This window comes from Planktothrix agardhii (assembly GCF_904830935.1).
Lineage (GTDB): Bacteria > Cyanobacteriota > Cyanobacteriia > Cyanobacteriales > Microcoleaceae > Planktothrix > Planktothrix agardhii.
The window spans coordinates 4,179,572-4,198,340 of the sequence record NZ_LR882952.1; the positions used below are offsets into that span (position 1 = coordinate 4,179,572).

An 18,769-nucleotide genomic window follows, 5' to 3' on the forward strand; every position below is an offset into this window, starting at 1 on the left:
CTTTTTAACTGATAACTGATAACTGATGACTGATTTAGATGGATTAGAAATTACCCCAGGAGAACTGAAACATTGGAGTGGGATTAACGAAAATTTGCTGTATAGACCAGGGACAGCTAAAAAACTTATTGGGGAAGGATTAAAAACCTTAGTCATTGCTGGATTATTATTAATTAGTTATTGGATTTGGAGTTTAATTTTTCCAGAACTTGCCTTAATTTTCATTATAATTTACTTAATCCTGATCATTTTATTAGTTCTTGAGGATATGATTAAAATTTGGCTAACCTTAAATCGTCCTCAGTGTGTTAAACTATTGAATCAAGTAGATAATTATAATAGTATTGTTAAAGCCTTAAACATTTATCATCAAATCGAAGCAACGGAACATCCCCAAGCAAAATTAGATAATCAAGATGCTATTATTCACGCTTTAAAATTAATTAGAATAGAATTAATCCGAGGATTAAAAATAGAACGAATCTTAAAAAAAAATAAAAAATTTATCGAGAAAAATCCAGAACTTTTTGATCTAAATTTCACATCCTTAACCGTATTACAAACTGAAAAACCGACAACAGAACAAGGAAGACTCCTGTATCAAGCCTTTGAAATAGCCTCCGAAGTTCATCAACTGTTAAAACAACTTCAGGATTAACAAAATTCCTATTAAGTGCTAGGCTTTTTTTAACATAGTCTTAACAAATTTTTATAGGAACTCCAATGCGACCTAAAATTATTGTTCTCGATGATGACCCCACAGGTTCTCAAACCGTCCATAGTTGCTTACTTCTGACCCAGTGGGATGTCGATACCCTGCGAACTGGACTGGCTGACCAATCTCCGATTTTCTTTATTCTAACCAATACCAGAGCCCTAACCCCAGACCAAGCCACCGCCGTCACCCGTGAAGTCACCCAAAATCTGAAACTAGCCCTCGCCGCCGAGTCCATCACCGACTTTCTGGTGGTCAGTCGTTCCGATTCTACCCTGCGAGGTCACTATCCCGTAGAAACCGATGTAATTGCGGATGAACTTGGCCCCTTTGATGCCCATTTTCTAGTTCCGGCTTTTTTTGAAGGCGGAAGAATTACCCGCAATAGTATTCATTATTTAATTATTGATGGTGTAGAAACCCCGGTTCATTTAACCGAATTTGCTAAGGATTCTGTTTTCGCTTATCAACATAGTTATTTACCCGATTATGTCACCGAAAAAACCAAAGGTTTGATTCCTTCGGAAAAAGTAGAACAATTTTTGTTATCGGATATGCGGGTAGGAACTTTACCTCGGTTAATGGATTTAACCGGGAATCAATGTGTGGTGGTTGATGGGGAAAATCAAGGAGATTTTGATCAATTTGCCTCGGATATTATTACCGCAGCTAGTCAGGGAAAACGCTTTTTGTTCCGCAGTGCGGCGAGTATTTTAACCTCTTTAGCTGCTTTAGGAAAGCAACCGATTCCCGCCGAAGAAATGGCAAAATATACCCGAAATGGTAAACCGGGTGTGGTGATTATGGGTTCCTATGTTAAGAAATCTACCCAACAATTAGAACAACTATTACAAGCACCTGGAATAGTCGGAATTGAGGTAGATGTTTCCCATTTATTAGAAGAAAGTGAGACTCAAAGACAGGAATTATTACAACAAATTTTAGACCAAATTTATGCTATTCATAATGCAGGTCAAACCCCGGTTATTTATACCAGTCGTCAAGAATTACAATTTGATACGGTAGAAATTAGGTTAGCCTTTGGGAGTAAAGTTTCAGACTTACTGATGGATATTGTCAGAGGTTTACCGCCGGATATTGGATTTTTAATTAGTAAAGGTGGAATTACTTCTAATGATGTTTTGAGTAAAGGATTATCATTAAAAACAGCCCGATTATTGGGTCAAGTATTAGCAGGATGTTCAATGGTTAAAACCGCTTCTAATCATCCCCTCTATCCTAATTTACCTGTGGTTTTATTCCCTGGAAATGTTGGAGATGCTAAGGGTTTAGCCACGGTTTATCAGCGATTAAGTCAACCTCAAACCTAATATGAAATCCTGAAATATTTACGATATATCCGTCCTTTTCGATAGATTTAGGGGGATATATATAGCTCATAATTGTATATATATCCTATTCCCTTAAATTATGTGCTTTCGATGGAGTGCGTAAGTACCAACACAGGAACCCCAGAAACTTTAGTTGAGTAGAGCGTAAAGTTTATGTTATAATCACTAGAGATAATAATATTTATATATTCTTGATTTTATGTTTGAACAATTCCAAGTAAAATTTTTTGAAATTTTTACAGGTTCTAATTTTTATCAAGAGAAAACTTACCTAGAATATATTGCTAATCCTCAGCAAAATGATGAAGATAATATTGTTGATTCCAAAATTATTGAACCTTTACTTATACAAGCATTAGGTTTTGAGTTGGGGAATATTTCTAAAAACCAAACAAATCGTGAGAGTAAAGATAATACACGCCCTGATTTTCAAGTTGAATTATCTCAAGGTAACATTCGATGTTTTTTAGTAGAAGACAAAAATACTGCTTATAATTTAAGTAAACCAGAACCCCTAAAACAGTTATCTGACTATGCTCGGAGTCGAGGTTATCAATTAGGATTAGTTTGTAATGGACGTTTATTATTAGGGTGGGATTTATCAAATCCTAATTCTCCTAATCCTATTTTACATTTAGATATTCAAGAAATTGTAGAAACTTATTCTGAATCTAAAACGGGGATTGAAGCTTTAAATACTCATCAAATTCAATCCTTAAAAGGTTTATTTCGTCGGTTTCATCGAAGCAATTTTGAAGGGATTGAAAAACTAATTCAAGATATTTCTAAACCTGAATCTGAATGGAAGTTATCAGCTTATTCTCAAGATAGAAATGAAAATTTTGATGAATTACTAATTAATGATTTACGAGAATCGATCAATCTTTTAGAAGAAGATGTTTTATATCAACTTGATTTATGGTTTGAAGAATATGATGAATTTTGCCAAGCTAAATATTTACCCAATGGTAATGGAAATGGTTCTAGTGATGCCGATGAGTTGGAAACAGCACCCAAAATAGTAATTAAATTAAGAAAAGAAATTTTGAATTATTTTAGAGCTTCTGGTGCGGGTTTATTAGAATTAGATGATTATTCATGGGCAGAAGAAAAGTTAATAGAATTTGCAGATAATCCGCGCGGTTCAATTCAACAATTAGGGGATAAATTTTTACAGCGTCTCAAAAAAGCAGAGACTAAACAACAAGCTAGAAAATCCCAAAAAAATCAAAACGCAGAAATTTATGAACAGTTAGATTTACTTTCTCCCTTGTCAAAAGTTAAACAACAAGAGTTAGGAATTAAAATTACTCCCCAAGCTAAAATTACTAAACTTGATCCTAAATTAGTCGAAAAGTTAAAAGATTATGATCGTTTAGTCTTAGACTGGAAAGCATGGGAAGCTCAACAACGTTTAAATTATGATCATGCTATTAAAACCCATCAATATTATACAACCTGGAAAAATTTAATTACAAAAACCGTACTTCAAGGATCTGATGAAGCAAAATTAAAAAGTGAATTTGCACGTCAAACCGCTTATGTTTATGTCATTCGTTTATTAATTGTTAGAATCTGTGAAGATAAGGGATTAATTAACCGTAAATTTTCCAATGGTGGGTTTAAAAATTGGAGAGAAAACGTTATTCCACAATATTTAGACTTAGCAGAAGGTGCGGGGATGGGTTATTTATTAGAAATGTCTTATCGGTCTGCACAAAATATTTATGCTCATTTTTTCAGTCAAGAAGATTTATTTAATTGGTATCGCCTCAGTCAAAATACCCTAATTAAAATTTTACATATTCTTAATCGGTTTAATTTGGCAGAAATTGATAGTGACATTATTGGTATGGTTTATGGTCGATATGTGATGGAAGGTAAACATGAGCAAGGGAGATATTTTACCCCTAAAAATGTTGTTGAATATATGTTAGATACTCTGGGTTATACTTCTAATAATCCTGAGATTAGAGATAAAACTTTATTAGATTTAGCGGGGGGTTCAGGAAGTTTTTTAGTTCATGCTGCCCGAAGATTAATTAATTCCTATCGCAATAAACAGGAAAAAATCCCGATTGAAAATATACCTTTAATTATTCAACAGGTCAAAAATTCTCTATTTTGTATGGATATTAACCCTTTTGCTTGCTATTTAGCAGAAACAAACTTATTAATTCAGGTGATCGATTTGTTAAAACAAGCGAAAGATCAGGGAAGATTGCCCGACTGCACAATTGATCGATTTAATGTTTATAATACCGATTCTTTATTACTTCCTAAGCGGGAGAATATTCGGACTCCTTTGTTAAATCCTATTATCAATTTAGAACTTTTAATAGTAGATAAAATTAAAACTAAATCTGAAGAATTTTCAGAAGGGTTTGATTTTGTTGTGGGAAATCCCCCCTATGTGCGTGCAGATGAACCCGGTATGGAAAATTACCGTCGAGAAATTGAACAAACAGGGAGATTTGAAACTCTACATGAAAAGTGGGATTTATTTGTTCCCTTTGTTGAACTTTCTTGTAAGTTAACTAAGAATAATGGAAAAATCGGTTTAATTGTTTCTAGGGCAATTCAAACGAATAATTATGCCGAACTTTTGAGAAACTTTATGACAGAAAATCTTAAAATTATTCAAGTTGACTTTTTTAATAATGTTCGCTTATTTACCGATGCTATGGTCAATAATACAATTTTCTTTTTGGAAAATGTGAAACCTGAATCTTTAACCCAAGTCAAACGAGTTTTACACTCTAACACATTAGAACAGATTGAACCATTAGAACCTTTATCTCAACAAAACTATCAAGGTCAAGTGTTTAGACAGTTTATAAATACTCAAAATTTAGAAAATGTTATAGATTTAGAGAAAATTTGTTATTGTACTAAAGCAATGGTTTTGCATTCTGAATCAGGATTATTTAAGAAAGATGATCTGTTATCTCTTAGTTCGTCAAAAGAACACACAAAGAAATATATAGATGGTGAAAATATTATTAGAAACTTTGCTATTGATAAAATTAGATACTTAGAATGGGGAACAGAAAGAGTGCCAAGTCAAGTGAGCAGAGCTACTATTCCTGAACTTTACGATTATCCTAAAATTCTGTTTGGTATGACTTCTTATCCAACTTATGATAGAGGTCTTAGTCACGGCGATGGTTTTTATGTTCCCGATAGCGTGAGATTTTGTATTAAGTGGGATACAGTTTTTAAAATTAAACGTTTAGCAAATGAACCGCGACAAATGTATGAATTTTCCAAAAAGCAGCAACGAATTTTAGGAGAGGGTAAAGGAAAAAAAGTTAAAATTTATGAGTATGCTCAACAACAAGCCAATTTTTCTAAAAACTTTGATCTCAGATATATTGTTGCTATCCTTGCTTCTGATTTTGGGAAACGGTTATTACTAGAAAATAATCGAGATGAAAATATTATGAGAGCAGGTAGTGATGAAAAACCTGCAAAAAGTAGAATTTATCCCGATGATTTAAAGGAATTTCCGATTAAAAATATTCCTTTTAAACAGCAAAAACCTTTAATTAATTGTGTTGATATTCTAGTTGAGGGTAACTGGGAAATTTATCAATATTGTCAAGAAGGACATCAAATCAAGTTTGATTATGACCCAAAAGAACCTCAAATAAAAATTAATTTTTTGCGTGTATTTGAACAGTTAAATCTTCCGACATGGAGTTTTTTAAATGCAGAACCTCAGCGAGTTGAAGTGATTGGCGATCGCCATCAACCCATCACTAAAGTTAAAGTTAATGGCGATCAGTTATATTTAGGAAAAATGCCCTTGCTGCGTTCAGATAGTCCCCTAGTTTTAGAATATCTTAAATCCTATCTTCCCCAATTTGAACAACAAGGATTAACTTGGACTGATTTGCTATCGTCTGGGAAAATCCCCAAAGAAGATGCAGGAATAGAAGCTATTTTTGCAGAGTGTGATCGTCTTAGAGAAACGATTAACCGGAAAATAGAAACTCTCCGCCAAACCTATCAAGAACTTAATCAAAAGGTTAATCAACTTTACCTAGTATGAACAGAAGAATTAACAACCTATTAGGAATCAACCTTGTAAACGGATGGGTTTTGTTCCTCCAATATAGCAATCCTAAATAGGTTGTAACATTTCAATACTGATATGAAACGGCCAGAAGTATTACCCCAGATCTCTCCCCCCCAAGCCCCCTTGGGGGGGCTGTTCCGGTGTTCCCTTTTGATCAGGGATTTTAAACACAACTCAAATAGGATTGCTATATAAGCTTTTTATCAAGGTAAAGTTTTAAAAATCAAAATAAATATATGGTAAACCCCCTGCGGGTGCTAATAACCAAACGGTGAAGAAACTCAAGGGAACTAAAGCTAATTTTACTGTCCAATTTAATTCTAATTTTAACCCTCGATTTAATAGATTTGTAATTGCCATTAATCCAAAAACAGAGGATAATAAAATCACTAGATGGTGTCTTTCTAAACCCAAGGCTTCAACATAAACTTTATGGGCAAACTGGACATCGGCGGTATGACCCCATAACCGATTGATGACTAACCAAGAATCTTGTAAATTAGGGAGTCGGAAAAAAATCCAAGTCGTAAATACCATCAATTGAGTGATTAACCAAGCGATTAAAATTCCGGGTAAACTATTCCAAATCCAAGTAATTGATAATTGTTTAGATAGCACTTCGGTGAGACGATTAACTACTAATGCTAATCCATGTAATCCCCCCCAAATTATAAATCCCCAGGCGGCACCGTGCCAAATTCCTGCGATTAACATAACTAGAATTAAATTCAAACAGGTGCGGAATAATCCCACCCGAGAACCCCCCAAAGGAAAATATAAATAATTGCGTAACCAATCCCCTAATGTGATGTGCCAACGACGCCAAAAATCTCCGATACTGGTGCTAAAATAGGGGGAATCAAAGTTAATTGGTAAAGTCAATCCTAACAGTAATGCTGTGCCTCTTGCTAGGTCTACATAACCGCTAAAATCCAGGTATAATTGCAAGCCATAGGCGAAAATTGCTAACCATAAATCCCCACTCCCAGCCCGTTGTAAATTACTGAAACTTAAATCTACTAAAATTCCAATATTATCGGCAAAAAGCCCTTTTTTGATGGCACCTCTGGCTAGTAACCAAAGTCCATCTGCAATTTGTTCGGGAATGGGGAATTTTAGGGTTTTAAACTGATTATTTAAGTGATGATAACGGGTAATTGGCCCTGATATTAGTTTGGCAAAAAATAATTTATAGGCGGTAAATTCTAGTAGGGAAGTTGCTGCGGGCGCGCCTCGATAAACATCGACTAAATAGGCGATTAATTCAAAGCAGAAAAAACTTAATCCTAATGGGGCAATAACATATTGATCGATCCAACTTCCGGTATTAATAATAATAGGAATATTCCAGAGTGTTCCTAGAGTATTGAAAATAAAAGGTAAATATTTGAACCCAACTAGAATTAAGATATTAATGATAATTCCTAATATGAGTAAAAAAGTGCGACGACGATTCCAAGAAATATGGGGGATTTCCCATTCTTGAGGTTCGACAATTGTTAAGGCTAAACCAAAATTAAAGACTGTCCAAAGTAGGAGTAAGGGGATATATTGAATTTGTAAGGTAGAATAGAAAAGCAAACTTGAGATTAATAGGATAAAAAGTCGCCAAGATTTCCAAGGAATAATCCAATATAACCCCAATAAAATCAATAAAAATATTCCGTAGGTAACTGAAATAAATGTCATAAATAAGGAATTAAAATCAAAATCTCGATAAAAACTAAACTCAAAAATACCCAGATTGCAATGTTTAGAGAAAGACGGGCATTAAAAAGTTTAAAAAATAATTTTAGTTGTTCATACATCAATGGATCACTCCTACAAATATCTTTTTTTAGATCAATAATCATTCAAGTCCCCTCTCCCTCAATCCAGAATCTCATCTCAGGTAATTCGTAAAATAGATAAAATTGCTATATTATTAAGACCTGTATATTTAAAAGTGTAGAACCTATGCACTCTTAGTGGATATTTTATCTAAAAAACTCATGTTTGGGAACCCTAAACTAATGTTAAACTAGATTCAGCTAAAATTAGGATAACTTTAATTAAAATAATTCTCAGGCTGAATACAACAGAGGTTAACTGATGACCATAGAGCCAAATTCATCCCCATCTCAAGGACTGGAGCATATCCCCGAAACCCTTAATGGTGCGACGCATAAACCCACCCTTGAGCCTTCAGAAGCGGAAACCCCAACGCAGGCGATCCAACTCTCCCCCGTGGACTCTTGGGAAATCGAAACTGAAAACTCGACTTTGAACGATCGACCGAATCAGGTATCGGGTTCGGTCGTGGTGCTATCGGCGATGGCATTGATGATTTTAGGGTTAGGAATTGATAATATTGTATTAGGATATGCAAGTGCTTTCGCCACATTAGCCTTATCTTTGCGGTTAGTTTGGTCGAATTGGGGAAAAGTTTGGGAAACATTAATTCCCCCGAGTTGGCGCAACTTAATTATTGCTTGTGTTGGGATTTTAGGCTCCTTAATTGGCTTAGTTATTTTTAGTAATGCGAATACTCCCAATGAAGTAAGTAATATTACAATTAATTGGGATGCTATTGGTGCTTTGGGGGATTTAGGTGGAGCATTAGGTCAAATTTTAATTGCTATTATTGCCGTTTATGTGGCTTGGAGACAGTATATTATTTCTCGGGATTTAACTATTCAACAAAACCGAATTACTCAACAACAAACCATTGATGCTTATTTTCAAGGAGTTTCTGATTTAGCTTTAGGAGAACAGGGATTATTAGAAGATTGGCCGCAGGAAAGAGTGATTGCAGAAGGACGAACCTCAGCGATTGTTAAAAGTGTGGATGCGGAAGGGAAAGCTAAAATTCTCCGGTTTTTATCTCAAGCTAGATTAATTACTCCTTTACAACGCGATCGCCATCTAGGACGTCCGATGTTAGATGGTAATGGAAATTATGCCGAAGATCGCGCCCATGGGGTGCGGGTGATTGATTTGGGGGCGATGTTAGCGGGAGCAGATTTATCTGAAACTGACCTGCGACGGACGGATTTAACGGATACTAATTTAGTCAAAGCTAATTTAACTGGATGTAATTTAGTCCGCGCTAATTTAGCCCGTTCTATTCTTTATGAAGCCGATTTATCCCGGACAAATTTACGTTCTATTAAACTATTTTATGGCCCTGTAGAAACAGCTTCCCCTCGCAGTCGCACATTAATTCCTAATTTTGAAACCGGAGAATATACGGGGGCTGTGGTAGAAAATGCTGACTTTACTGGCGTTGATAATTTATCAGAAGAAAATCGTTATTATTGTTGTGCATGGTGCGGTTCTAAATCTCGAAAAACTATCCCCGGAGGGTGCGAAGGTATTCCTAATAAGTTAGATCGTTGATTTTTTTATTTATTCTGCCATAAAAATTTGCTCCACTGTCAAATTGAGATCGGGAAATAGTTGAGAAATAATCCTTTGTTGACCTGTAAAAATAGTATTCTGGTAACTTCCATTCATCAGAAAATTGATCATAACTTGTTCTATTAAAGGATCAATAATCCAATATTCAGCAATCCCAAATTCCTCATATTCAGTCATCTTTTTAACATAATCTCGGTTTTCGTTATCTTCCCCTGGACTCACAACTTCTACCACTAATAAAGCCGGAACTTCGAGAATCGCTGATTTTTTAAAATGTCGTAACCGTCGCCAATCTTCTGCTTGAATAATAGCAATATCCGGTTGTCGGGAGCGACTTAATCTAGTTCGTATCCCCACATCTCCCTGTTTCACTTTCCAATCTAACCCTAGTCTTTTAATTTCCGCTTTGAAACTATCATAAAGCAATTCGATAATATCAGAATGAATGGGACTCGCAGGTGTCATCGGAATTAACACCCCATCTTCAAGTTCATAACGATTATCTGTTCCGTCATCGTAGGTTAGATACTCCTCAAACGTTAACTTTACAGGGGTTTGTGTCATGTTGTCACCTCAACTTTACAATAGCCCTATTAATTATTAAGTATAACGTTGTTGGGCTTCAGCCCCTAAGTGCTGAGAGTGCTAAAGCACAACAACAAACTATCTTTTGATTAATTTTTTACCCTTCTTTCTCCATAGCGTAATAACATATTAATACTCGCCAAACGATTTCCCCAACTAGAGACTTGATAGGGACGTTCTAAGGCTTGTAAACGCATAGAAATTTGGAATTGTTTTTGGAAAGTTGCTAACTTTTCTTGAGCGATTCCTAAAGTTTGAGTAGAAGGATTATCCTCTAACTGTTTTAGGGTTTGTGCTAACTCCTCCGCTTGAATACTCAAAGATTTTAATTCCTCATCTCGTATCCAAAGTTGTTCATTTCCTAACAGAAAACTCCATTCCCTTTTTAATGCTAAATAGCGATCATGCGCCGCAGCAAAGGGCTGGCGATAGGGAATGGGAGGTTGAGTTTTCGAGGAATTATTTTGAGTTCTATGCAAATAGTTTTGGAGATTATTACCAATACTTTCAGCAGCAAAAATTGAATATCCTCCTGTTGGTAAATCCCGTAAGGATTGTAATTGATCAATCGCCACAATTTCAGGTAGATTTAGTAACTTAATTGATGGACTAATTAACGCCGACCCTAACCGTTGTTCCTGGGTTAAGGGCTGAGTAATTCGTTGTAAACGGTTGGTATCCATTGCATAGGTCATCGGAACAATTAAATCCACATAACCGTTTTTCGCCCAAACTTCCCATTGTTGTTGAATTTTCATAATCCTTTCCTGTTCAGGATTAGAAAACACCGCCACTGATAAAATTACATTAGGTTTTTGTTGCTTCAAAAATTGCGAAACTTCTGCAACGAAGGAGGTTATTTGTTCGGTTTTAAATTGCTTCCATTGATTCCATAATTGATTGTTTTTGGGAGTAATATTAACCGGATCAACTCCTGTTAATTGTTGAAATTGTTCCCGTCCCGCTTTCCCATATCCATAGGTGTAACTTCCGCTTGGATCTTGGAACGGATAGCGAATATAATCTAATTGCAACCCATCGACATTATAGGCAGTAATTTCATTAATTAAACGCATTAAATACGCCCTAGCTTCCCGGTTGGCGGGATCAAGATAAACTTTGCGATCGCGGGTATTTCTTAACTCTCCATAATTATTAATATTGATCCAATCAGGATGGGCTTGAATTACCGGACTTAAAAAACTACTGGGTTGTCCTAACAGTTCATTATGACGATCATTTCCTACCGCAAATACCCAGATCCAAGCGTGTAATTCCATACCCCGTTGGTGAGCTAATTTCACCGCCGCTTCTAATGGGTTCCAACCTTGTATTAATGGGTTTTGCGCGGGCGCAATTCGACTGGGATAAATCGGATAACCTGCATTAATTGTTTCAAAATAAACCGTATTAATTCCCGCCGAAGCTAACCGATCAAAAACCTGCGCCAGTCCCGCTTCATTTTTGGCTTTAACAATAGTTCCTCGGTCTAACCAAACTGCCCGAATTTCCGCCCCTAATCGTTCTCCTTCCGTGGGATAATGTTGCCATAATTGTTGACGAATTTCTAACCATTGCTGGCGAGCTTCTGACCAATTTTGCTGTGCGACTAATTCGGGAAAATTCTTAATTACTTCTCTAGCTTTAGTAATAATTTGATCGGATTGTTTAAAATTAGCACTGGCTAGACTTCCTCCAGTTCCTGCTGTTAATTGAGTGGAAGCAACCTGTAAATTAATCGGAATATTACCGGAATTTGAGGCAATTAAAGCATTTTCAAAACGTCCTAATAAATCTACTAATTCCTGACGCATTGCAATGGCAGTTAATTCCTCAATAGGTTGATTTCCTTGCTGCACTTCTAAACCCGCCGGGGCAATTTGTTCGGAAGGGTCAATAAAACCACTCGGAACCGTCGGAGTATTGGGTAATGTCCGAGTTGCCGTTAGGCTGGTGGCGGGGGGCGTAGTTGAACGCGGGGGGGAAACCGGAGTCTGGGGAAGTATCGCAGGTGTCACCGGACGTGGAGATGGGACAGTAGCCGTTGGTTGTACCCTTGGTGTCGTGGGCAGGGGTACAGGAATGGGGTTAGCTGGACGAGTGGCTGTTACTGGGGCTGTAAAAGCCGGAAGGGTGGCCGTTACTGGGGGCGGTGTAGGGGCCGGACGGGTGGCCGTTACTGGGGCTGTAAAAGCCGGAAGGGTGGCCGTTGCTGGGGACGGTGTAGGGGCTGGGACGGGGATGGTCACGGTGGCGACGGGAGTTGTTGTCGGGTTTCCAGCCAAACCATGACGACTGAGCGCCGCTTGTAACCAAGCAATATCAACCTCCACCGAGGATTGATTTCCCCAGCGCCAGCCTAAATAGGTGGCTTTTTGAGTAGTAATAACGGCGGGAGAACTACCACTAGCTTCCCAAATTCCGGCGGTATAACTTTCTAAGGTAGTGGGAATTAAAACCCCCCCGTCAACGGCGTTAGCATTGGCTTGAATTGGCCCCCAAGTTGTTAGGGAAGCGCAGAGGGGATCTTGAGTTCGACAGCGATTTTTTGCAATTTGGGGTTTAGCGGGAACTGTGAGGGGAAAAGCCCAATAGGAACCTAAAATTGATCGCAACAATTGACGAACTAACGGGGTAGATTTTTCTCCGACTGGGCCGCTGGCAATTACCTGTCCGCCTTGTTTTGCCCACTCTTGCAGAACCTTGGCTTGTTCGGTTTTAATAACAGTTATATTAGGGATAAATAAAATTCTAATTCCCTGAAGATCAGTGAGGCTTTTGATATTGTTTAAATCCAGGGTTTGATAGGATATTCGACTGGCTTTTAAGCGTTGTTCAATGCTATTCCAGTCCGTGGTTTGTTCAGAATCACGAATTACCCCTAATGGGGCATTTATTTGGCTTAAGGAAGTTAGGGGAATTGATAATTGTAAGATTGTACTGGCAAGAGTTCCAAGGATAATCTGTTGGAAAAATGTTTGCGATCGCCGTTGCACCATTGGTTTATATTAGTTTTTTAATGATAAAATTAATTCAGGTGAGTTAGCATAAATAGAGGGAATTGTCAAGTCTTTTTTTAGGCTAAACCTAAAATTCTGCCAAATTCTCTGTCTTTTCAACTCCACACCCCTAAAATTGGACGAGGAGCATATAAATCCTAACTATTCTACCATCGATTTCCTCCAATTTCTCCCATCCGCCATAAATCCCCTAAGCTATAATTTTCTAGCCATTTTTTCAACTTTTTAGGTTCTAATCGTCTCATTCGGCTTCCTCTTTCATCTCGTTCACAGACGAGAATAGATTCGGGAATTTCACTTAAAGCGGATATCAAAGCTTTGATTTTCCCACACCATTTGTGCCAATGATCACATTTAGTGGCTGTAAATCAATTATTTCTTCTGATGAACCATAGGAGAGAAGGTTCTGAATTGTTAGCGAATTAATAAATTTATAGCCTTCCATAGAGAAAGTTTTGAATACTCCTTAAAGTTTATTTAATATAACTGTAAGACGCAATATTGTACCCCAACATCAAAAATACGAGTCCCTCCCCCTTCAGCAATGGTTTGTCGTAATGCGTCTGCATCGGTAATAGCCACCCCAGCCAAATAGTTAATCCCCATATCCGCTAACTCTGATAGCCAGGGAGTCGTAGACCCCATTAACACCAGTGTGAGCATCCTCGCTCACTAGGGTAATAAGGTTTAAATGCGTAACAGCTTATTACTGCAACCGCTCAATTAAACGATCGCCCACTCGCAGCGCATTAGCAATAATTGTCAAAGCCGGACTAACCCCAGCATTAGATGGGAAGAAACTACCATCTACCACATAGAGATTATCGAGATCGTGAGCGCGACAGTTGGGGTCTAATACCGAAGTTTGAGGATCATCGCCAAAACAACAAGTACCACACTGATTGGCCATCACCTGAATCGGCACTTCACCACGGGGATGTAATACCCCCTGTTGAAAGCCTTCCAGTTGTTTTTCAATAGTTTTTAAAACTTCAGTCCAGCGATAAATTAAGCGATCATGTGCCTCGTTGTTGTTGGCACTATAGTCAATAAATAGTTTTCCCCCTTCAAACCGGACTCGGTTATTGGGATCGGGTAAATCTTCCGTTTGCGCCCACCAACCAATAGAATGGGTTGCCAACTGCTTTAATCCAAAACCGGGCATAAATTTTGCCAGCAGGGAAAACATCGGTGGAGCTTCGGCGAAAATTATATCGGTCAGCAGTCCTCCCGAGTTTTGAATATGCCCCATCGGATAAGGGAAATCGTCATCGCCCCAATAGAAATCATTCACACAGACTGTCTTTTGAAACGCTCCAGAATTGGGTTTGGTACTCAGTTGTACTACTACGGTCATCAGGCTTTTCATTAAATTCCGCCCCACCAGACCCGAACTATTGGCCAAACCGTTGGGATGGCGATCGCTCACCGAACGCAACAACAACGCCGCCGAGTTCACCGCACCGCAGGCCAACACCACAATATCCCCTAGAAACAGATGGGATTGTCCATCGATCTCAGCTTGCACCCCTTTCACCACCCGACCCGATGGATTTATGTGCAGACGAACCACCTTCGCCCCGGTTTTCAGGGTAACATTAGGATGGGTTAAGGCGGGAGCAATGCCACTAACTTCCGAATCGTTGGTAGGATCGTCATCCTGGCGGGTAAGAGCTAAAGGCAAAGGAGCAGGATGAAGACCAAGTTTAGCGATCGCTTTATAGATTTGGGCAACTTGGGGTTCGGTAGCCACTGCTGGGAAGGGATAATCGGCACTCCGGGGAGGTTCGGTCGGATCGTCATTTGCCTGACCATGAACCTTATACAGCGTTTCAGCTTCTGTATAATAGGGTTCAAAATCCGAGTATTTCAAACACCATTCTGGGGAAATACCTCCTTGATGCTGGACAGTTTCAAAATCCCCTTCCCGAAATCGCAGTAAGGCGGCGCCATAGATTTTGGTATTACCACCAACTGCATAATTCATTTGGGGCGAAAACGGTTCTCCGAAACTGTCATACCACTGTTCCGTGGCATGATAGCGTTCCCGCTTGAAGATATCGACATTACTGCGATTCTGTTCTTCCAGGGGCATAAAATCCCCCCGCTCCAAAATCAAGATTTTCTTCCCTGTCGAGGCTAACTTATAGGCGAGAGTTCCTCCCCCCGCGCCTGTACCAATAATAATTAGATCGTAGTTTTGATCGTCAATAATCATGATATTTACGGTAGTTAGGTTCTTACACTGATAACTAATAATGCGGATATGTCAAAAACAGAAATAACCATCACTGCCAAACGTAAATCAGGATAAACAAAATAATCCAGATCACATCAACAAAGTGCCAAAAAATGGAGGTTGCTGCCACCCCAAATTCGCCTTTGTCGTAATTCCCAGGAATAAAAGATCGCCCCAACATAATTGTCTGTAATAGCACTCCTGTGAACACATGAAGACCATGAAATCCGGTCAGCAAATAAAAACTGCCCCCAAATACGCCATCGGTAAAACCAAAGGGGAGACTACGCCATTCCACCGCCTGACCATACAAGAAATAACTGCCCATGATCATTGTCAACAGCCAGAATGCTCGAAAACCCCAGAGATTCTTAACGTGCAGAAAACGTTCAGCAATATAGATCACAAAACTACTAGAAACCAACACCACTGTATTAATAGCTGGTTCGCGGATTTCTAGCCCTGTAAAACCGATAGGCAACCACTCTAAAGCGGTAGTTTTATAAACAATATATCCCGTAAAAAAGCTAAGAAAAATTACACTTTCCGACAGCAAAAATACGATGAAGCCAAACATACTATTACCCGCTTCATCATGGGTATGGGCGACTGTTCCATGCCCTTCTAAGGCATGACTTGAGACTACATTGAGAGCATCAATATCAGTGGGATTCATGGACTATCTCCAGCGCATCAGGGTTAGCAACCAACGGTTCTGATTTCCCGTAACCATAGGGTTCAGCAATTACAATTGGCAATTCTTCAAAGTTTTCTGCTGTTGGAGGTGATGATAGTAACCATTCCAACCCAATAGCTCGCCAGGGATTTTTCGACGCTTTTTCCCCCTGCACCCAAGATCCAATCATGTTGAGGAGAAACGGCAATGTAGACATCCCCAACAAAAACCCCCCCAGACTGGCAATTACGTTCCAGAAGGCAAATTCGGGGTCGTAGGAGGCAACGCGGCGGGGCATTCCCTCTAATCCCATCGGGTGCATCGGGAAAAAGCAGATGTTAGTACCCAGGAAAGTTAGGGCAAAATGCAATTTACCCAAACCTTCGGAATACATTCGCCCGGTCATTTTCGGAAACCAGTGATATAGGGCGGCGTACATTCCCATGACCACAGCACCATAAATCACATAGTGGAAATGTCCGACCACAAAATAGGTATTGTTGACATGAATATCAATGGGGACTGCTGCCAACATAATCCCGGTGATCCCGGCAAACACAAACATCACCAAACCACCCAAGGCAAATAACATGGGGGTATTTAGGCGCAATTTGCCACCCCAAACCGTTGCCACCCAAGCAAAAACCTTAATTCCAGTGGGAACTGAAATCAACATCGTAGTTGCCATAAATACCATCCGCATCCAACCAGGAGTGCCACTGGCAAACATATGATGCACCCAAACAATACCGCTCAAACCTGTAATTACTAGCGAGGAGATAGCAACAACCTTGTAGCCAAATAATGGTTTGCGGGCATAGACGGGGAAAATCTCGGAGAAAATGCCAAAAATTGGCAAAATTATCACATAAACTGCCGGGTGAGAATAGAACCAGAAGAAGTGTTGGAATAGAATGGGATCGCCCCCCTTCGCTGGGTCAAAAAAGCTACTCCCAACGGTAAGATCGAGTAACAACATCACCGCCCCGGCGGTTAGGGCAGGTAGGCCAAATAGTTGAATAATTTGGGCTGCTAATACCGTCCAGACAAATACGGGCATCCGAAACCAGGTCATTCCCGGGGCGCGCATCTTAAAAATGGTGGTGACAAAATTTACCGCCCCCATGATCGAGGACACACCGGATATCGCCACCGCCAATATCCACAAAACTTGGCCGTTAATCAGGTTCCCGGTAGGATTTTGGAGACTCACCGGAGGATAGGCCCACCAACCCGATTGGGAGGGGCCGCCGGGAACAAAGAAGCTGGCCATGAGGATCACCCCAAATACCGGAACCATCCAAAAGGCCACGGCATTCAAGCGGGGAAAGGCCATATCCCTGGCCCCAATCATCAAGGGGACGAGATAGTTGGATAATCCTACCAAGGAGGGGAATGTCCACAGGAATAACATAATAGTCCCGTGCATGGTGAACATGGCGTTGTAAACGGCACGGTCAAGCAAATCGGCTTCCGGGGTGATCAGTTCACCACGAATAATCATGGCCAGAATACCGCCAATTAAGAAGAAAAAGAAGGATGTTACTAGATATTGAATCCCGATCACTTTATGGTCGGTACTGAAACCGAAAAATCTCCGCCAATTTTCAGGACTTTCGTCCATGGGTTGTTGGATATCCGCGATCGCATCAACAGAAATATTTGTCATGGTTTATAAGTAATCGTTGTTTAGTTAGGCTGTTTTAATTTGATGTAGGATCTTGATATACAAGCCTTATTTTGAATGGATTTGAAAATCAAACCTCTCTAACATGATTTGAATGATGTTTTTGTGATTGAATTTGGCATTATTCGATCCCAGAATTGGAATAATTGACTACGGGAGGAAGGGCTGGCTCAACGATTTTCCAGCGATCGCTATTATTTCTTTTGCTATATTCAGTAAAAGCGCGATTGTAAGCCGTTATAGGCTTTTGGGTTGCCGTATTTGCTAACCATTGTTGATAAGCGTCGGCAGACTCCACCACCACATCGGTTTGCATCGCCGCAAAATAAGTTCCGCTATATTGGGAATCCCGCAACCGATACCGTCCTTCCCGAATGGGCGTGAACTCAAAATCAATCACCCGACCCGGAATAATATCTTGTTTGACGCGAAAGGCAGGTACATAAAAGCCATGTAGCACATCCTCCGATGCTAGTGTCAGGCGCGCCCGTTCGTTGTTAGGTAAATGCAATTCCGTACTGGTAATATTTTGGTCGGGATAGTAAAATTCCCATACCCATTGACGGGCACGGACTTCGATGGGATGTATCGGTGTTGCCAAAGAAGCATCTAAGGGGGCTGCGATCGCCATTGACCCATGAATATGTTCCATCGGCCCCAAAATTGACATTTGGTCATAAATCTGGTAGCTGTAGGCTGCAATCGAGACCACTAGCACAAAGGGAATTGCCGTCCAGACTATTTCCAATGGCACATTCCCTTCGATGTGGGGGCCATCGCTGGTATCGTATTTGCCGGCCTGTTGAAACAATACTGAGTAGGTCAGTGTCCCCACCACTCCCAGAAAAATAAACGTCCCCAGCGTCACCAGAAAGCTGAATAACTGATCAATCAATTGGGCTTCTGCTGAGGCTTGGGGGGGAAACCAAGAATAGGATTGCTGTCCCATCCACAGGCTGATCAGGGCAAGGGCGATCGCAATGACGCCTAAAATTAAAATGGTACGAATTTTCAT

Annotated in this window: 14 protein-coding genes; 4 read left to right on the plus strand and 10 right to left on the minus strand. The window is 39.5% G+C overall.

All coding sequences use genetic code 11. The features are described 5' to 3' along the window. Positions 1 to 25: 25 nt before the first annotated feature. From NMG88_RS19295 to NMG88_RS19305, 3 genes are all read left to right on the plus strand, one after another. The gene (locus NMG88_RS19295) at positions 26 to 658 is read left to right on the plus strand and encodes a hypothetical protein (RefSeq protein ID WP_042156227.1); all 633 of its coding nucleotides are present in this window, start codon (positions 26 to 28) and stop codon (positions 656 to 658) included. A 65-nt stretch (positions 659 to 723) separates the two neighbouring features. Further along, on the plus strand, positions 724 to 2,046 hold the full coding sequence (locus NMG88_RS19300; RefSeq protein WP_042156224.1) for a four-carbon acid sugar kinase family protein: 1,323 nt from the start codon (positions 724 to 726) through the stop codon (positions 2,044 to 2,046). 220 nt (positions 2,047 to 2,266) lie between these two features. After that, entirely contained in the window at positions 2,267 to 6,121 is a 3,855-nt protein-coding gene (locus tag NMG88_RS19305; RefSeq protein WP_254035709.1) for an Eco57I restriction-modification methylase domain-containing protein, read from the plus strand. Positions 6,122 to 6,364: 243 nt separating this feature from the next. Here NMG88_RS19305 and NMG88_RS19310 read toward each other — a convergent pair whose 3' ends face one another. Continuing rightward, positions 6,365 to 7,837, minus strand: coding sequence for an MBOAT family O-acyltransferase (locus tag NMG88_RS19310; RefSeq protein ID WP_227364800.1), 1,473 nt, complete (start codon positions 7,835 to 7,837; stop codon positions 6,365 to 6,367). Between the two features lie 402 nt (positions 7,838 to 8,239). Between NMG88_RS19310 and NMG88_RS19315 the strand changes: the two genes are divergently transcribed. Further along, positions 8,240 to 9,526, plus strand: a complete 1,287-nt coding sequence (locus NMG88_RS19315; protein ID WP_042156219.1) for a pentapeptide repeat-containing protein — start codon at positions 8,240 to 8,242, stop codon at positions 9,524 to 9,526. Positions 9,527 to 9,535: 9 nt separating this feature from the next. Here the strand turns inward: NMG88_RS19315 and NMG88_RS19320 are convergent, their stop codons facing one another. The 9 genes from NMG88_RS19320 to NMG88_RS19355 form a co-directional block, all read right to left on the minus strand. Next, positions 9,536 to 10,111, minus strand: a complete 576-nt coding sequence (locus NMG88_RS19320; RefSeq protein WP_227351208.1) for a Uma2 family endonuclease — start codon at positions 10,109 to 10,111, stop codon at positions 9,536 to 9,538. Positions 10,112 to 10,221: 110 nt separating this feature from the next. After that, positions 10,222 to 13,131, minus strand: a complete 2,910-nt coding sequence (locus NMG88_RS19325; protein ID WP_254035710.1) for a glycoside hydrolase family 10-like protein — start codon at positions 13,129 to 13,131, stop codon at positions 10,222 to 10,224. Between the two features lie 167 nt (positions 13,132 to 13,298). Further along, positions 13,299 to 13,466 (minus strand): hypothetical protein, encoded by a 168-nt coding sequence (locus NMG88_RS19330; RefSeq protein ID WP_227381197.1) that lies wholly within the window; start codon positions 13,464 to 13,466, stop codon positions 13,299 to 13,301. Continuing rightward, complete coding sequence (locus NMG88_RS22755; protein ID WP_376786989.1) at positions 13,463 to 13,597, minus strand: AAA family ATPase; 135 nt, start codon at positions 13,595 to 13,597, stop codon at positions 13,463 to 13,465. The genes NMG88_RS19330 and NMG88_RS22755 overlap by 4 nt, the downstream gene beginning before the upstream one ends. A 32-nt stretch (positions 13,598 to 13,629) precedes the next feature. Continuing rightward, positions 13,630 to 13,815, minus strand: a complete 186-nt coding sequence (locus NMG88_RS19335) for a Rossmann-like domain-containing protein (RefSeq protein WP_026785960.1) — start codon at positions 13,813 to 13,815, stop codon at positions 13,630 to 13,632. Between the two features lie 43 nt (positions 13,816 to 13,858). After that, the gene (locus NMG88_RS19340; RefSeq protein ID WP_254035711.1) at positions 13,859 to 15,370 is read right to left on the minus strand and encodes a GMC oxidoreductase; all 1,512 of its coding nucleotides are present in this window, start codon (positions 15,368 to 15,370) and stop codon (positions 13,859 to 13,861) included. A 70-nt stretch (positions 15,371 to 15,440) separates the two neighbouring features. Beyond that, positions 15,441 to 16,067: a cytochrome c oxidase subunit 3 gene (locus tag NMG88_RS19345; RefSeq protein ID WP_254035712.1), complete on the minus strand. Its 627-nt coding sequence runs from the start codon at positions 16,065 to 16,067 to the stop codon at positions 15,441 to 15,443. After that, a complete protein-coding gene (gene ctaD / locus NMG88_RS19350; RefSeq protein WP_254035713.1) occupies positions 16,054 to 17,736 on the minus strand; it encodes a cytochrome c oxidase subunit I in 1,683 nt (560 codons plus the stop codon). Before ctaD ends, NMG88_RS19345 begins: the two co-directional genes overlap by 14 nt. A gap of 139 nt (positions 17,737 to 17,875) precedes the next feature. Beyond that, a complete protein-coding gene (locus NMG88_RS19355; protein ID WP_026785956.1) occupies positions 17,876 to 18,769 on the minus strand; it encodes a cytochrome c oxidase subunit II in 894 nt (297 codons plus the stop codon).

Bases quoted from the DNA above. Each gene is read 5' to 3' on its own strand.
- NMG88_RS19295 (WP_042156227.1), top strand. From the start codon at position 26: ATGACTGATTTAGATGGATTAGAAATTACCCCAGGAGAACTGAAACAT.
- NMG88_RS19300 (WP_042156224.1), top strand. From the start codon at position 724: ATGCGACCTAAAATTATTGTTCTCGATGATGACCCCACAGGTTCTCAA.
- NMG88_RS19305 (WP_254035709.1), top strand. From the start codon at position 2,267: ATGTTTGAACAATTCCAAGTAAAATTTTTTGAAATTTTTACAGGTTCT.
- NMG88_RS19310 (WP_227364800.1), bottom strand. From the start codon at position 7,837: ATGACATTTATTTCAGTTACCTACGGAATATTTTTATTGATTTTATTG.
- NMG88_RS19315 (WP_042156219.1), top strand. From the start codon at position 8,240: ATGACCATAGAGCCAAATTCATCCCCATCTCAAGGACTGGAGCATATC.
- NMG88_RS19320 (WP_227351208.1), bottom strand. From the start codon at position 10,111: ATGACACAAACCCCTGTAAAGTTAACGTTTGAGGAGTATCTAACCTAC.
- NMG88_RS19325 (WP_254035710.1), bottom strand. From the start codon at position 13,131: ATGGTGCAACGGCGATCGCAAACATTTTTCCAACAGATTATCCTTGGA.
- NMG88_RS22755 (WP_376786989.1), bottom strand. From the start codon at position 13,597: ATGGAAGGCTATAAATTTATTAATTCGCTAACAATTCAGAACCTTCTC.
- NMG88_RS19335 (WP_026785960.1), bottom strand. From the start codon at position 13,815: ATGCTCACACTGGTGTTAATGGGGTCTACGACTCCCTGGCTATCAGAG.
- NMG88_RS19340 (WP_254035711.1), bottom strand. From the start codon at position 15,370: ATGATTATTGACGATCAAAACTACGATCTAATTATTATTGGTACAGGC.
- NMG88_RS19345 (WP_254035712.1), bottom strand. From the start codon at position 16,067: ATGAATCCCACTGATATTGATGCTCTCAATGTAGTCTCAAGTCATGCC.
- ctaD (WP_254035713.1), bottom strand. From the start codon at position 17,736: ATGACAAATATTTCTGTTGATGCGATCGCGGATATCCAACAACCCATG.
- NMG88_RS19355 (WP_026785956.1), bottom strand. From the start codon at position 18,769: ATGAAAATTCGTACCATTTTAATTTTAGGCGTCATTGCGATCGCCCTT.